Here is a 13,888-nt window from a genome sequence, read left to right on the forward strand (position 1 = left end):
TCATGACCGACAGCAGCGCGCTCGACCCCGAGGACCGCAAGATCGTCACCCTGGCCCGTTCCACCCGGGCCCGCAACGGAGTGCCCGAGGGCGCGGCCGTACGCGACGAGACGGGGCGTACCTACGTCGCCGGGACCGTGGAGCTGGAGTCGCTGCGGCTGAGCGCCCTGCAGACGGCCGTGGCGATGGCCGTGGCGTCCGGGGCCAGGTCCCTGGAGTCGGCGGCCGTGGTGTCCGAGGCGGAGGCCGTCACGGACGCCGACCGCGCGGCCGTACGGGACCTCGGCGGCCCCGGGACGCCGGTGCTGCTGGCCGGGCTCGACGGGGTCGTACGCGTGACGGTGACGGCCGGCTGAGGCCTTCTCCCCTTTCGGAAACGACGGACGGCCCGGAGAACGGGCCGTCCGTCGTGCCTTCAGGGGCCGAGACCGCTCAGAAGCCGAGCTTGCGCAGCTGCCGCGGGTCGCGCTGCCAGTCCTTGGCGACCTTCACATGGAGGTCGAGGAAGACCGGCGTGCCGAGCAGCGCCTCGATCTGCTTGCGGGACTTGATGCCGACGTCCTTCAGACGCTTGCCCTTGGGGCCGATGATGATGCCCTTCTGGCTGGGACGCTCGATGTAGACGAAGGCGTGGATGTCGAGCAGCGGCTTGTCGGCCGGGCGGTCCTCACGGGGCAGCATCTCCTCGACCACGACGGCGATGGAGTGCGGAAGCTCGTCGCGGACACCCTCCAGGGCGGCCTCACGGATCAGCTCCGCGATCATGACCTGCTCCGGCTCGTCCGTCAGGTCGCCCTCGGGGTACAGGGCGGGCCCCTCCGGCAGCAGCGGGACGATCAGATCGGCCAGCAGACCCACCTGCGAGTCGCCCACCGCCGACACCGGGACGATCTCCGCCCACTCGAACCCGAGCTCCCGGCCGAGCTGGTCGATCGCGATGAGCTGCTCGGCGAGCGTCTTGCTGTCGACGAGGTCGGTCTTCGTGACGATCGCGATCTTCGGCGTCTTCTTGATCGACGCCAGTTCCTTCGCGATGAAACGGTCACCCGGGCCGAGCTTCTCGTTCGCGGGCAGGCAGAAGCCGATCACGTCGACCTCGGCCCAGGTGGTGCGCACGATGTCGTTGAGCCGCTCGCCCAGCAGGGTGCGCGGTTTGTGCAGGCCGGGGGTGTCGACGAGGATCAGCTGCGCGTCGGGCCGGTGCACGATGCCCCGAACGGTGTGCCGCGTGGTCTGCGGCTGGTTCGCGGTGATCGCCACCTTCTGGCCGACCAGAGCGTTCGTGAGGGTGGACTTGCCCGCGTTGGGGCGGCCCACGAAACAGGCGAAGCCGGCGCGGTGGTTCCCCACTGCCTCGGACGGCTCGGATGACTGGTTGCGAACGCTCATGGCGCCCATTCTCCCTGATCGTCGGGCGCCCGCCGTACCAAGCTGTTCGATACCCGTGAAGCGGGCGTTCCGGCCCCTCCGCACAGGGGTGCGCGGCACTCGCCCGCCGGGCGGTCCGACGCCGTGTTCCGGACACCTCATCCGTGAGGATCCGGAAATCCCGGCGCAATGAAACACGGCGGAAACGCGGGTGTGCGCAACCGGAAATGCGCGCCCGTGACGCTCTGACGACGCCCCCACCCCGTTGGAGAGACCGTGACTCTGGCCGCTGCCCGGATCGACACCGGCGACACAGCCTGGCTGCTCGCCGCCACCGCGCTCGTCCTCCTGATGACGCCCGGCCTCGCCCTGTTCTACGGCGGCATGGTCCGGGCGAAGAGCGTGCTCAACATGCTGATGATGAGCTTCGTGTCGATCGCCCTGGTCACGGTGGTGTGGCTGGCCGCCGGGTACTCCCTGGTGTTCGGCCCCGACACGTTCGGCGGGCTCATCGGCGGGCTCCGGCACGCGGGGATGGCCGGGCTCGGGCCGGACAGCGTGCGGGGCGGTGTCCCCACCCTGCTCTTCGCCACCTTCCAGCTCACCTTCGCGATCATCACCGCCGCGCTGGTCAGCGGGGCGGTCGCCGACCGGGCGAAGTTCGGTGCCTGGCTCGTCTTCGTGCCCGTCTGGGCGCTGCTCGTATACGTTCCCGTCGCGCACTGGGTGTGGGGTCCGGGCGGCTGGATCCGCGACGGTCTCGGCGCGCTCGACTTCGCGGGCGGTATGCCGGTCGAGATCACCTCGGGTGCCTCCGGGCTCGCGCTGTGCCTGGTCCTCGGGCCGCGGCTCGGCTTCAAGAAGGACGCCATGCGCCCGCACAACCTCCCCATGGTCATGCTCGGCGCCGGTCTCCTCTGGTTCGGCTGGTTCGGCTTCAACGCCGGGTCCGCCCTCGGCGCCAACGGTCTGGCCGCCGCGGCCTTCCTCAACACCCTCACCGCCGGCTGCACGGGCCTGCTCGGCTGGCTCCTCGTCGAGCAGCGCCGCGACGGCCACCCCACCACGCTGGGCGCCGCCTCCGGCGCGGTCGCCGGTCTGGTGGCCGTCACCCCGTCCTGCGGGTCGGTGTCCCTGCTGGGCGCGCTCGCCGTCGGGCTGGCCGCCGGTGTCGTCTGCTCGTACGCCGTGAGCTGGAAGTTCAAGCTGAACTACGACGACTCGCTGGACGTCGTCGGCGTCCACCTGGTCGGCGGTGTCATCGGCACGCTGCTCATCGGGGTCTTCGCCGTCCACGGGATGACGGGCGGGGTCGAGGGCCTGCTGTACGGCGGCGGGCTCGGCCAGCTCGGCCGGCAACTGGTCGGGGTGCTGGCCGTCGGGACCTACGCGTTCGCCGCCACGTACGGCATCGGCAGGCTGCTCGACCGGCTGATCGGCCTGCGCGCGGACGAGGAGCACGAGCAGACCGGCCTGGACCTTACGGTGCACGCCGAGAGCGCCTACGATCACGGGGTCCTGGGCCACGGCGCCCCGGTGTCGTCGTCCCTCACCACCGCTCAGAAGGCCAAGTCCCAGGCATGAAGCTCATCACCGCGATCATCAAGCCCCACCGCCTCGACGAGGTCAAGGCGGCCCTTCAGGAGCTCGGCGTGCACGGGCTGACCGTCACCGAGGCCAGCGGCTACGGGCGTCAGCGCGGGCACACCGAGGTGTACCGCGGCGCCGAGTACCGCGTCGACCTGGTCCCCAAGGTCCGGATCGAGGTCGTCGTGGAGGACGCCGAGGCCGACGCGGTCATCGACGCGGTGGTCAAGGCCGCGCAGACCGGGAAGATCGGGGACGGAAAGGTGTGGTCCGTGCCCGTGGAGACAGTCGTACGGGTACGGACGGGTGAACGCGGGCCCGACGCACTCTGATCGTCACCACCACCGCGGCGGCCGCGGCTCCCGCCAGCACGGCCACCAGCCACGGCAGCGCGAGGAACGACGCGCTCGCCGACTCCCGGGTCCCGGGCGCGCTGGCCGTCAACGTCACATCGCCCCAGTCGAGTTGGGGCGCGCCGTGCCAGGGCGCGGTGAGCCGGACCCGCTGGCCCGGGAGCAGCTCCGAGGGGATGCCCGTGAGGTCGCGGGACAGCAGGGTCCGCCCGAAGAGGCCCTCGGCCTTCAGGCGCACCTTCGGGTTCAGCGTCACGTTCCCCGTGTTGTGCAGGGTGTACGAGACGGTCGTCCCCGAGGCGCCCGTGCCCGGGATCAGCGGCTGGTGGTGGGTGAGGCCGACCTTCTCCACGGCGAGGGCGGGAACCGTCGGCCCGCCGACCCGGAGATAGACCCGGGCGGCGACCGCCCGCTGTACCCCGACCGACAGGGAGCCCGAGCCCGTCTCGATCCGTTCGTCGAGCGCCACCAGCGCGCCCGGATGGTCGCCGGGTTCGGCCCGCTCCGGGACGTGGAGTGTGAACGGCACGGTGATCCTGCCGTGGGCGGGCACCGTGATCCGGGAGCGGGCCGGCCGGGCCCACGCCCCCACCCCGCGTTGCTTCTCCTTCAGTGTGCGCACGGCGAATCCGCCGTCGCGCGCGGTGTTGTAGGCGTCCGCCGCGTACAGCCGGAACGTCAGCGGACCGCTGGTCTTGTTGGCGACCGTGACCTTGTCCCGCAGGGTCTGTCCGGGGTCGGCGGAGAGGTAGAAGTACGGCCGTGCGGCGATGCGCGAGGAGACCGGGTAGACCGACCAGCTGCCGTTGTCGGCCGCGTACGAGGGCGTGGCCCACAAGGCCGAGAAGGCCAGCAGGGCAGGGAGCAGGCTCAGGAGGAGGGCGTACGGCTTGCGCATGGGTGCGGACCCCCGCGGACGGCATGGGCGGACGAGGTGGACGGGCGGGTGCGCGCCCGGCCACCGGGGTGCGGACGGACCGGTCGAGTGGCGGACCGGTCAGCTGAGCGTCAGCGTGAGCACGCCGGAGTAGGAGCCGGGGGGCGTGAACTCCGGTACGTTCAGCGACAGTCCGGCGTCGACGGTGAACTCACCACCGGTGAGCGTCCCGTTGGGGGTTGACGCCAGCGTCGCTCCCGAGGTGCCCACCGTGCCGGACGAGCCGGACTGGCAGGTGCTCGGGCTGCCAGCCTTGGTGGCGCAGGCCGGGGTCCAGCTCAGGGCGCCGGCGTCGATCTTCGCGCCGGGGCCGGTGAAGTCGGTGACCTTGCCGGTCAGGGACCAGCCCGCGGGTCCGCCGCGGAAGTCCTTGACCGTCACCGTCTGCAGGGCGCCCGTGGAGGCACCGCCCTTGCCGAAGTCGACCGCCGACAGTGCGACGGCGTCCCCGGCCTGGGTCATCGACAGCGTTCCCGCCCTCACCGTGGTGGTGAGCTTCTGACTGCCGTCCGGGACGGGTGTGTTGTCGACGACGACATACGCGGCGGGACCCGCGCCGGTGTCCGCGTTCCAGCTTCCTCCCTCGTACGCGACCACGCCGGTCGTCGTCTTGTCGTTGACGACGAGCGAGCCGCTGAAGGAGCCCTCGGCGTTCGCGGTCACGGTCGCCGTGTCGGCGGTCTGGGTGGCCCCCGACCGTCCGGCGAGGGTGACGCTGGCGCCCGGGGTGAAGTCGCTGCCGGTGACGGTCACGCTGTCACCGGGGTTACCGGAGGCCGAACCGAGCTGGATGGCCCGGGTGTTGGTCTGTCCGCCGCCCGTCGCGGTGACCGTCTCGGACACCGGAGCGGGCGGGTTGGTGACCGTGCACGGGGTGTCCAGCTCCAGGATGTAGCTGGTGTGGATGTTGTAGTCGCCGGGCGAGAGGGTGATCGCGCCGGGAGCGGTGACCGTGAACGTGCCGGTCATGGAGAACGACGGGAAGGCGCCTCGCCCCGGCACCGGGTCGTTCTTCTTCGGCCCCGCGACCGTGACGCTGCCCGTCTGCGCACCGCCGACGGTGACCTTGCCGGTCGGCGTCATGATGTCGGCCGGCAGGGCGAGGTCGGTGGGGTTGCTCGCGGCGGGCGTGACCACCGTGTAGGTCACGGTGACCGTGTCGCCGACCTTGGGGCTGGCGTTGTCCACCGTGATCTTCGCGGTGGTGGTGCCGTCGATCGGGGGGAGGCCCGCGATCGCCGGCGGGATGCAGTGTGTGGCGAAGTCCACGTTCGTGGGAGCGGCTCCGGCCGGGGCGGCCAGCGCACCTCCCGCGGTGAGCGCGAGGGCGGCCGCCCCGAGCAGTGCCGCGAGGCGGCGTCTTCGGGTTGTCGGACCCGTGGTTGACATGGTTGTGCCCCCTCCTGAGGGATGCGGGCGCAGCGGCTCTTCTGCGCCGACAGGGGGCCATTGATGTGCTGGTTGTGTGAGAAGTCAATGGAGTCCCGGCGCAGTGACTGATGGGCCATCAGTTTCTGTCATGGTCATCGACCTGATCGCCGACCTGATCGCCGACCTGATCGCCGACCTGATCGCCGACCTGATCGCCGACCCGGGCCGGGGGCGGGGGAGTTGCGCCGAGGAGTCGGCCGGGGAGCCACGGGAGAGCCGGTGCCGCTGCGCGCGGCGGCACCGGCTCTCGTCACGTCGTCGCGCGGTGGGTCAGTCGAAGACGAACGGGCCCGGGGACTGCGGCGCGTCCGTCGTGCAGGTGATGGTGATGCCGAAGACCACCATCTTCAGGGAGCCACCGTAGGTCTCCAGGCTGTCGCCGGAGGCGACGGTGCCGTCCAGGGGGCCCACCGAGACTCCGCCGCCCGCGGCGATCGCGGGGTTCTTCTTGCCGCTGAAGGCGGTGGTCCCGCCGCTCGCGTTCACCAGGGTCAGCGTGGAGGTGACCGAGTTCTCGGCGAGGGGGAGCGGGGACGTGATGGTGGTGGAGCTGAGGGTGATGGTCGCGGCCGTGCCGTCCTGGGTGGCCGTGAGGGTGGCCGCACCGCCGCCACCGAGGGTGCAGGTCGCGTTGATGGTGGCCGTCTGGGGAGTGACGGCCGCGGCGGCCGGCGCGAAGGCCAGACCGGTCGCGGCCAGGGTGCCGGCGGCTAACGCCGCGACGGTACAGAGTCGCTTGCCTCTCATCGGATTCCCTTCCCTTGTGGGGGAATTGCCATGTGGGGATGGTCGGGACGGGGCCGTCCGCCCTGGTCCGGGCACACGGGCTGCTCACCTCTGTGCTCGGTGAGGGTGCGGGGAGACGTGTACGCGGACCGTCCGCGGGTGGGGTGCGGGACGCCGTGCGGAGGCGTATCTGACGGTCCGTCGGAATGTGCGGTTCCATTGAGGCGCGGGTGTCTCACGATTGCAAGGGAAGCGGACCCTTTCCTTCAACGGTTGGGGAAAGTGGCCGAAGTTGGCCCTGGCACGAGCCCGGTCCGGGCCGCGCCCGGGAGGTCACCGCGGTCCGGCCGCCGGAGCGAGGTTCTGCAGGCCCACCACGCGCAGCAGTTGGAGCCGCTCGTGAGCCTCGGTGCCGGGGCGCGCCGTGTGGACGACGAGGAGCTGGTTGTCGCCGGAGCTGAGGAGGAACTCGCAGTCGAGTTCCAGCAGACCCACCGCGGGGTGCAGGAAGCGCTTCGTGGCGGAGCGCCGCACCGCGACCTCGTGGGACTCCCAGAGGGTCGCGAACTCCTCGCTGGCGGAGCGGAGTTCGGCCACCAGGGCGGCGGGGGCCGGGTCGGCGGGGCGGGCCGCGGTGACCGCGCGCAGATTGGCGACGTGGGAGCGGGCGTGCTCGGGGCGGTCCTCGGGCGGGAAGAGGGTGCGGGAGCGCGGGTCGGTGAAGAACCGTCGTACGACATTGCGCCCGGGGGCCGCCTCACCGGTCAGCGCGGACGCCATCGCGTTCTGCGCGAGGACCTCGCCGTAGTCGGTCATGACCTGTGCCGGTGCGTCGTTCAGCCGGTCGAGGATCAGCAGCAGCCCGGGGCGCACGTGCGGGGAGGCGCTCCCGGCCCGCGGCGGCTCCTCGCCCACCAGGTGGAACAGGTGGTCGCGCTCGTCGCCGGTGAGCCGCAGCGCCCGCGCGAGCGCGCTCAGCATCTGGCGGGACGGGTGCGGTCCGCGCGACTGTTCGAGCCGGGTGTAGTAGTCGACGGACATGCCCGTGAGCGCCGCCACCTCCTCGCGGCGCAGGCCCGGGGTGCGGCGGCGGGAACCGGCAGGGAGCCCCACGTCGGAGGGCTCCAGACGGGCCCGGCCGCGGCGCAGGAAGTCGGCGAGTTCGGCTCGGTTCACCTCTCCAGCGTGGCGCAGGCCGCCGGACTTATCCAGGCACTGCCGGTCCCTGGATCAGCGGGGCTCTCCCGCCCCGCCGGGCGCGGGGGGACGGTGGAGGCCGACGAGAGGAGCAGAACATGCTGACACTGGTGACCGGGACCACCGGCGAGGTCGGACGCCGCTTCGTGCCCCGCCTTCTGCAGCAGGCACCCCCCGGCGACCGGGTACGGGTCCTGGTCCGTGACGAGTCCGGGGCGACGGCCCTCGCCGCACTCACCGGTCCGACCGGCCTGGGGGCGGAGATCGCCGTCGGGGACCTGCGCGACGCCGAGGCGCTCGGCAAGGCGCTCGCGGGCGTCGACGCGGTGGTGAACATCGCGGCCGCCTTCCGGGGCGTACCGGACGACGAGGCCTGGTCGGTCAACCGCGACGCCGCGCTGGAGCTGGGCCGCGCCGCGGTCTCCTCCGGGGTACGCCGGTTCGTGCAGGTCAGCACCACTCTGGTGTACGGGACCGGCCGGGGCCGCCCGCTGACCGAGGACGACCCGAGCAGGCCCGGCGGCGAGATGTGGGGTGCCTACCCGGCGTCCAAGGCGGAGGCGGAACGCGGCCTGCTGGCCCTGGAGGGCGACCTGGACGTCCGGATCGGCCGCCTCGCCTTCGTCTACGGGGAGGGCGACCCGCATCTCTCGGCGTCGCTGCGGTGGGCCGCGCACTGGGCCGCCGGCCAACGGCTCCAGATGGTCCACCACGCCGACGTCGCCCAGGGCCTGCACCGCCTGCTGTACGCCCCCGGCGTGGGCGGCGGCCGGATCTACAACATCGCCGACGACGCCCCCGTCACGGCCCTCGACCTCCACCGGCTCAACGGTGCCGAGGTCCCCGGTGCCCTGTACGAGCGCACCGACCCGGACCCCTGGAACGGCGTCGTCTCCACCGCCCGCATCCGCCACGACCTGGGCTTCCGCCCGGTGTACCCGTCCGTGTGGACGGCCAGGGACGCCGGGGCACTGTGACCGGACCGTTCGGTCGGGCCCGGCGGGGCTGCCCGGGGCGCTCGGCCGCGCCGAGATCGCGGGGACCGCTCGGTCCGGCGGGGTCACCCGGATCGCCCGGCCCGGAGGGACGGTCACGGGCGGCCGGTCCGGTCAGTCGCCCGGCTCGGCGATCAGGGCCGTGGCCACGCGCCGGAAGCCGAGCCGGGCGTAGATCCGGGCCACGTCGTCGTCACCGGCGGACAGGAACACCGTCTCGACGCCGCGCGTCCCGGCGTCGGCCACCAGGGCGGCGGTCACCGCGAGGGCCAGACCGCGACGGCGCGCGGCGGGCAGCGTACCGACACCCGTGATCTCGCTCACCCGGCCGACCGGCACATGCATCCCGGAACAGAGGACCACGCCGTCCTCGACGGCCGCCGACACCACCGTGCGGCCCACGCGGACGCGCTCCGCCGCGGCGGGCAGATCACCGGCCCGGGCAGCGGTCTCGGCGGCCAGTTCGGCGGACCCCGCCGCGCCGACGGCCGTACCGGGCGCCGCGAACGCCACGTGCGGGACCGCCAGCGCACCGGCCAGGGACGGGTCGTCGGGGCCGAGCACGCGGACCAGCGGGTGCGGGCCCGGGAGGGCGACGTCCGGACCGTCGCCGTCCCGGACCATCAGCGGGTGGGTGTGCACCCGCAGTCCCGACGCCTCGGCGGCCTCCCGCAGGGCGGGCGTCACCTCGGCCACCCACTCGAACGCCTCCGGCACCCCGAGCTCGCGCTGCCTCGCCCGCACCCGGTCGACGTCCTCGGCGGTCGCGGCCGGGCCCGTCCAGTCCCGCGCGGGGCGCGCGTAGTACGGCCAGCCCGGGGACTCCCGGACGAAGAGGGTGAGCGGGCCGAAGTCCTCGGCCCGTGCGGCGGCACGCGGCACCGCGTCGTAGTACCGCTCCAGTCGGCCGAGCGACGGGTTCGGGGACGAGCCGAGGGAGGGGGAAGTGGCGGTCATGGCGTCATCCAAGACGACCGTCGCACCGGAGTCACCCGATTTCGGACCGCCTCCGCCGGCCCCTCGACGACTCCCTCGATCCACCCGTCAGTCCACCCCCTTGATCCGCCCCACCAGCACCGCCCCCGCGAGACCGATCACCGCAGCGACCAGGTACAGGACCCGGTAGCCGCCCAGGTACGTCACGATCGGGGCCGCCAGTACGGGGGCCGCGACCTGGGGGAGGGCGTTGGCGATGTTGATGACGCCGAGGTCCTTGCCGCGGTCGAGGGCCTTCGGCAGGACGTCGGTCATCAGGGCGAAGTCGACGGAGGTGAAGACGCCGAAGCCGATGCCGAGGACGGCCGCGGCGGCGATCGCGCCGGGCCAGGTCTGCCAGCCGGCCAGCACCGCCGTGGCCACCGCCATCAGGACGCCGGACCAGATCACGAACGGCTTGCGCCGGCCCAGCCGGTCCGACCACACCCCGCCCACCACGACGGTGGCGAGCAGCGTGACCCCGTTCACCGCCGTGAGGATCAGGACACCCTGCTCGGGGTCGCCGTAGTGCAGCCGGTCGCGCAGGTAGTAGAGCAGGTACAGCAGCACCAGGGCGTTGCTGAGGTTGATCAGGAAGCGGGTCAGCCAGGCCCACGCCAGGTCGGGGTGCTCGCGGGGGCTCAGCCGGAAGGAGGCGAGGAACGCGCGCCCGGACCAGGGCGGCCTGGCCGACTCCGGCAGGCGCAGGTCCGGGTGGCGGAGCACGTACGGCAGGACGCCCACCAGGGTGAACACCGCGCACGCCGCGTACCCGCCGCCGGTGCCCCCGGCCACCGTCGCGAGTCCCGTGCCGCCGACCACACCGAGGATCTGCGCCGCGCCCAGCCAGCCGCCCACGGAACCCCGTTGCAGCCGCGGCACCCGGTCGGGGACGGCCGCGGTGACCGCGGCGAACGCGGCGTTCAGGGTGAGCTGGACCAGGCACCAGCCCGCGGCCATCGTCCACACGCCGCCCGCTCCCGCGAGAAGCAGCAGGGACAGCGCCCCGCCCGCCGCCCCGCCCACGATCCACGGCGTACGGCGGCCCCGGCGCGCGGTCGTACGGTCCGACAGCGCGCCGAACAGCGGGTTGGCGATCAGCGAGACGACCGCGCCCGCACCCGTCACCCAGGCCAGCATCGCCTCCTTGGACATGCCGGTGCCGGGCGCGAAGTCCTCCGCCTGGGAGGCGAGCAGGATCTGCAGCGGGCCGTACCAGCCCACCCAGATCGCGCCGTTGGCGAGCGAGAGCGCGGAGGTCCAGCCCCGGCCGACCCGTTCGACGGGCTCGGCGAGGGCGGCCACGGGTATGACCGGGTGGTCGGCCGCGGTCATCTCTGCGCCCGCAGGGCGTCCCGCAGCCAGTTGTACGACGCCTTCGGGGTCCGTTCCAGGGTGTCGAAGTCGACGTGCACGAGACCGAAGCGGCGCGCGTACCCCTCCGCCCACTCGAAGTTGTCCATCAGCGACCAGACGAAGTAGCCGCGTACGTCGACGCCCTGCTCCAACGCCCGGTGCAGCGCCCGGACATGGCCGTCCAGGAAGGCGATCCGCTCCTGGTCGTCGATGCCGTCGTAACTGCAGCCGTTCTCGGTGATGACGACGGGCGGGAGCCGGTCCCCGTAGCGCTCGCGGAAGCCGGTGAGCAGCTCGGTGAGTCCCTCGGGCACCACCGGCCAGCCGAAGTCGGTGATCGGGTAGCCCTCCAGTTCCTTGACGGTGAAGGGCAGTTCGGCGGGCAGCGTGAGTCCGCTGAACTCGATCTCCGCGCCCTCGGGAGCGCCCACCTTCGTCGGCTGGTAGTAGTTGATCCCGTACCAGTCGACCGGCTCACCGATGATCTTCAGGTCCGCCTCGACGTCGCCGGGCATCAACTCGCCGATGCCTTCCGGGTACCGGCCGAGCAGGACGGGATCGGCGAAGAGGCGGTTGAGCAGCAGGTCGTAGAAGTCGGCCGCCTCCACGTCCTCGGCACGGTCCGAGGCCGCCCAGGTCGGGCCGTGCGAGTTGGCGATCCCGATGTCGCCGGCGTCGGCCGCGCGCAGCGCCCGTACGGCGAGACCGTGGGCGAGGAGCTGGTGGTGGGCCACCGGCAGCGCGTCGAACAGGAGCTGCTTGCCGGGGGCGTGCGCGCCGAGGGCGTGGCCCAGCAGGGTGTGCTCGGCGGGCTCGTTGAGGGTGATCCACTTCTTGACGCGGTCGCCGAGGCGTCCGGCGACGACCGAGGTGTACTCGGCGAACCGCTCGGCGGTGTCCCGGTCCAGCCAGTCCAGCTCCGCCGGCAGGTCCCAGTGGAAGAGGGTCGGTACGGGCCGGACGCCCGCCTCGCACAGGGCGTCGACCAGCCGGTCGTAGAAGTCGAGGCCGCCGGGGGAGTTCACCCGGGGCCAGGAGACGGAGAAGCGGTACGCGTCCACCCCGAGGCCGGCGAGGAGGGCCACGTCCTCGGGGTAGCGGTGGAAGTGGTCGCAGGCCACCGCCGCCGTGGAGCCGTCCTTGATGTGTCCGGGCCCGGCGCTGAAGGCGTCCCAGACCGAGGGGGCGCGTTCGGCCACGGCCCCCTCGATCTGGTGGGCCGAGGTGGACACGCCCCAGAGGAAGCCGGACGGGAACTGCGGGAGGGGGTTGGTCGCCATGCGCGATCATCTGTACCGGCGGTAAGGGAAGTCAACGGTTCGGCGGCAACCTGTGGTCTCCCGGCCTCCTCGTTCCCGGGCCCGTCCGGTGCGCCGGGTTCAGGCGCCCTCCTTGAGCACCCGTGAGATCAGCTCGCGCTGGTCCTCCGTGAGTCTCGGGTCGGCGGCGTAGACCGTCCTCCCGTCCACGGTGATCCGGTAGCCGAAGCCGTCCGGGACGCCGACCGGGGGAGAGCCCCGGCCGGCGGCGAGCGCCCGTTCCGCCAGGGCGTGCCACTCGGGGGCGTCGGGCCGTGCCGAGGTGTCCACCTCGGCACGGCGCTCGATGCCCGCGAATCCGCCCGTGCGCCGTACCTCGATACGCATGGGTCCTGTCTAGTACGAGTCGGGTGTCCGGGGCCATGCCTCCGGGCCGCGGGTTGCGGGTCCGGAGCGCCGGACCCGGTCGGTCTACGTGGACGGGACGCCGACCTGTTCCCAGGCCTTCGTCACGGCCAGCAGTTCCTCCCCCTCGTTGTACCGGGTCCGCGCCGCGGCCAGCGTGAGCCGCGCGAAGTCCGAGAAGAGGGCCTGCTGCGGCAGCTCCCCGCCGGTGAGGACGTCGTACCAGATCTGTCCGGCCCGCTCCCACGCGTGGCCGCCGAGCGCCTGGGCGACGAGGTAGAAGGCGTGGTTCGGGATGCCGGAGTTGATGTGCACGCCGCCGTTGTCGCGGCCGGTGCTGACGTAGCCGTCCATCGTCCCGGGCTGAGGGTCCTTCCCGAGGACGTGGTCGTCGTACGCCGTGCCCGGTTCCTTCATGGAGCGCAGGGCGGTGCCGGTGACCCGCGGGGCGAGCAGGCCCGCGCCGATCAGCCAGTCGGCCTCGGCGGCGGTCTGGCCGAGCGCGTACTGCTTGATCAGCGAGCCGAAGACGTCCGACATGGACTCGTTCAGGGCGCCCGGCTGGCCGAAGTAGGTGAGGTTCGCCGTGTACTGGGTGACGCCGTGGGTCAGCTCGTGGCCGATGACGTCGACCGGAATGGTGAAGTCGAGGAAGATCTCGCCGTCACCGTCGCCGAACACCATCTGCTCGCCGTTCCAGAAGGCGTTGTTGTAGTTCGTGTCGAAGTGCACGGTGGCGTCGAGCGGCAGGCCCTCGCCGTTGATCGAGGTGCGGCCGTAGGCGTTCAGATAGAGCTCGAAGGTCGCGCCCAGGCCCGCGTACGCGCGGTTGACCGTGGCGTCCTTGCCCGGCTTGTCGCCCTCGCCGCGGACCTTCCTGCCGGGCAGGTCCTGGCGATGACGGGCGTCGTAGATCGTGCGGTGCGGTGTGCGCTCGTCGGTGCCCGCGGGCACGGCAGGCGCGCCGATGACGGTGGTCAGCCGCCGGTGGGTGCGCTCGTACGCGTCGCGCTCCAGGGTCTGGCGCGCGGGACCGGAGAGCGCCGGGTCCTCGTGCTGGGAGAGCTTGTCGAGGATGTGGGGCGGCACGATGGTGCAGTGGACGGGCTCGAAGCCCCCGTTGGTCGTCATGCCCGGCACCCTTGCACTGAGTGATCTGTATGTCACTACGTGCAACCATGATTGGTGAAATGCGGCGATAAGGAGCCGGGGATTCCGCCCGGAAGTGGTATGGCGCACTTTTTGTACCTTTTGGGGGGTGCGATCCCGCATACTGATACAGCCCTCCGTACGGAGCGA

At 72.4% G+C, this 13,888-nt stretch carries 14 protein-coding genes; 4 read left to right on the forward strand and 10 right to left on the reverse strand.

The window, feature by feature from the left end:
* The first annotated feature begins 2 nt into the window (after positions 1–2).
* Complete coding sequence (locus tag OHT01_RS26595; RefSeq protein WP_328555631.1) at positions 3–356, forward strand: cytidine deaminase; 354 nt, start codon at positions 3–5, stop codon at positions 354–356.
* Positions 357–432: 76 nt separating this feature from the next.
* Here the strand turns inward: OHT01_RS26595 and era are convergent, their stop codons facing one another.
* Positions 433–1,398 carry a GTPase Era gene (gene era, locus OHT01_RS26600; protein ID WP_261702641.1) on the reverse strand — a complete coding sequence of 322 codons (966 nt, stop codon included), beginning with the start codon at positions 1,396–1,398 and terminating at the stop codon, positions 433–435.
* Positions 1,399–1,644: 246 nt separating this feature from the next.
* Here era and OHT01_RS26605 point away from each other — a divergent pair, with 246 nt between their 5' ends.
* Together OHT01_RS26605 and OHT01_RS26610 are read left to right on the forward strand one after the other, a co-directional pair.
* Positions 1,645–2,952, forward strand: a complete 1,308-nt coding sequence (locus OHT01_RS26605; protein WP_328555632.1) for an ammonium transporter — start codon at positions 1,645–1,647, stop codon at positions 2,950–2,952.
* Positions 2,949–3,287 carry a P-II family nitrogen regulator gene (locus tag OHT01_RS26610; protein WP_328555633.1) on the forward strand — a complete coding sequence of 113 codons (339 nt, stop codon included), beginning with the start codon at positions 2,949–2,951 and terminating at the stop codon, positions 3,285–3,287. The genes OHT01_RS26605 and OHT01_RS26610 overlap by 4 nt, the downstream gene beginning before the upstream one ends.
* Here the strand turns inward: OHT01_RS26610 and OHT01_RS26615 are convergent.
* From OHT01_RS26615 to OHT01_RS26630, 4 genes are all read right to left on the reverse strand, one after another.
* Positions 3,181–4,206 (reverse strand): WxL protein peptidoglycan domain-containing protein, encoded by a 1,026-nt coding sequence (locus OHT01_RS26615; RefSeq protein ID WP_328555634.1) that lies wholly within the window; start codon positions 4,204–4,206, stop codon positions 3,181–3,183. The two genes, OHT01_RS26610 and OHT01_RS26615, sit on opposite strands and share 107 nt — an antisense overlap.
* Positions 4,207–4,305: 99 nt before the next feature.
* Positions 4,306–5,634 (reverse strand): beta-xylosidase, encoded by a 1,329-nt coding sequence (locus OHT01_RS26620; protein WP_328555635.1) that lies wholly within the window; start codon positions 5,632–5,634, stop codon positions 4,306–4,308.
* Positions 5,635–5,946: 312 nt separating this feature from the next.
* A complete protein-coding gene (locus tag OHT01_RS26625; protein WP_328555636.1) occupies positions 5,947–6,423 on the reverse strand; it encodes a hypothetical protein in 477 nt (158 codons plus the stop codon).
* A gap of 312 nt (positions 6,424–6,735) precedes the next feature.
* Positions 6,736–7,578 carry a helix-turn-helix transcriptional regulator gene (locus OHT01_RS26630; RefSeq protein ID WP_328555637.1) on the reverse strand — a complete coding sequence of 281 codons (843 nt, stop codon included), beginning with the start codon at positions 7,576–7,578 and terminating at the stop codon, positions 6,736–6,738.
* Positions 7,579–7,697: 119 nt separating this feature from the next.
* On the opposite strand from OHT01_RS26630, the gene OHT01_RS26635 reads away from it, so the two are divergent.
* A complete protein-coding gene (locus OHT01_RS26635; protein ID WP_328555638.1) occupies positions 7,698–8,576 on the forward strand; it encodes an NAD-dependent epimerase/dehydratase family protein in 879 nt (292 codons plus the stop codon).
* Between the two features lie 132 nt (positions 8,577–8,708).
* On the opposite strand, the gene OHT01_RS26640 is transcribed toward OHT01_RS26635, so the two are convergent.
* From OHT01_RS26640 to OHT01_RS26660, 5 genes are all read right to left on the reverse strand, one after another.
* Positions 8,709–9,551, reverse strand: coding sequence for a GNAT family N-acetyltransferase (locus tag OHT01_RS26640; RefSeq protein WP_328555639.1), 843 nt, complete (start codon positions 9,549–9,551; stop codon positions 8,709–8,711).
* A gap of 87 nt (positions 9,552–9,638) precedes the next feature.
* Positions 9,639–10,904 carry an MFS transporter gene (locus OHT01_RS26645; protein ID WP_328555640.1) on the reverse strand — a complete coding sequence of 422 codons (1,266 nt, stop codon included), beginning with the start codon at positions 10,902–10,904 and terminating at the stop codon, positions 9,639–9,641.
* Positions 10,901–12,205 (reverse strand): GH1 family beta-glucosidase, encoded by a 1,305-nt coding sequence (locus OHT01_RS26650; protein WP_328555641.1) that lies wholly within the window; start codon positions 12,203–12,205, stop codon positions 10,901–10,903. Before OHT01_RS26650 ends, OHT01_RS26645 begins: the two co-directional genes overlap by 4 nt.
* 99 nt (positions 12,206–12,304) lie before the next feature.
* Positions 12,305–12,571: a protealysin inhibitor emfourin gene (locus tag OHT01_RS26655; RefSeq protein WP_328555642.1), complete on the reverse strand. Its 267-nt coding sequence runs from the start codon at positions 12,569–12,571 to the stop codon at positions 12,305–12,307.
* A gap of 84 nt (positions 12,572–12,655) precedes the next feature.
* A complete protein-coding gene (locus tag OHT01_RS26660) occupies positions 12,656–13,720 on the reverse strand; it encodes a M4 family metallopeptidase (protein ID WP_328555643.1) in 1,065 nt (354 codons plus the stop codon).
* Positions 13,721–13,888 lie beyond the last annotated feature (168 nt).

Source organism: Streptomyces sp. NBC_00358 (assembly GCF_036099295.1).
Lineage (GTDB): Bacteria > Actinomycetota > Actinomycetes > Streptomycetales > Streptomycetaceae > Streptomyces.

Coding starts and splice junctions, on each gene's coding strand:
- OHT01_RS26615 (WP_328555634.1), bottom strand. CDS start 4,206: ATGCGCAAGCCGTACGCCCTCCTCCTGAGCCTGCTCCCTGCCCTGCTG.
- OHT01_RS26620 (WP_328555635.1), bottom strand. CDS start 5,634: ATGTCAACCACGGGTCCGACAACCCGAAGACGCCGCCTCGCGGCACTG.
- OHT01_RS26660 (WP_328555643.1), bottom strand. CDS start 13,720: ATGACGACCAACGGGGGCTTCGAGCCCGTCCACTGCACCATCGTGCCG.
- OHT01_RS26595 (WP_328555631.1), top strand. CDS start 3: ATGACCGACAGCAGCGCGCTCGACCCCGAGGACCGCAAGATCGTCACC.
- OHT01_RS26655 (WP_328555642.1), bottom strand. CDS start 12,571: ATGCGTATCGAGGTACGGCGCACGGGCGGATTCGCGGGCATCGAGCGC.
- OHT01_RS26635 (WP_328555638.1), top strand. CDS start 7,698: ATGCTGACACTGGTGACCGGGACCACCGGCGAGGTCGGACGCCGCTTC.
- OHT01_RS26640 (WP_328555639.1), bottom strand. CDS start 9,551: ATGACCGCCACTTCCCCCTCCCTCGGCTCGTCCCCGAACCCGTCGCTC.
- OHT01_RS26610 (WP_328555633.1), top strand. CDS start 2,949: ATGAAGCTCATCACCGCGATCATCAAGCCCCACCGCCTCGACGAGGTC.
- OHT01_RS26645 (WP_328555640.1), bottom strand. CDS start 10,904: ATGACCGCGGCCGACCACCCGGTCATACCCGTGGCCGCCCTCGCCGAG.
- era (WP_261702641.1), bottom strand. CDS start 1,398: ATGGGCGCCATGAGCGTTCGCAACCAGTCATCCGAGCCGTCCGAGGCA.
- OHT01_RS26650 (WP_328555641.1), bottom strand. CDS start 12,205: ATGGCGACCAACCCCCTCCCGCAGTTCCCGTCCGGCTTCCTCTGGGGC.
- OHT01_RS26625 (WP_328555636.1), bottom strand. CDS start 6,423: ATGAGAGGCAAGCGACTCTGTACCGTCGCGGCGTTAGCCGCCGGCACC.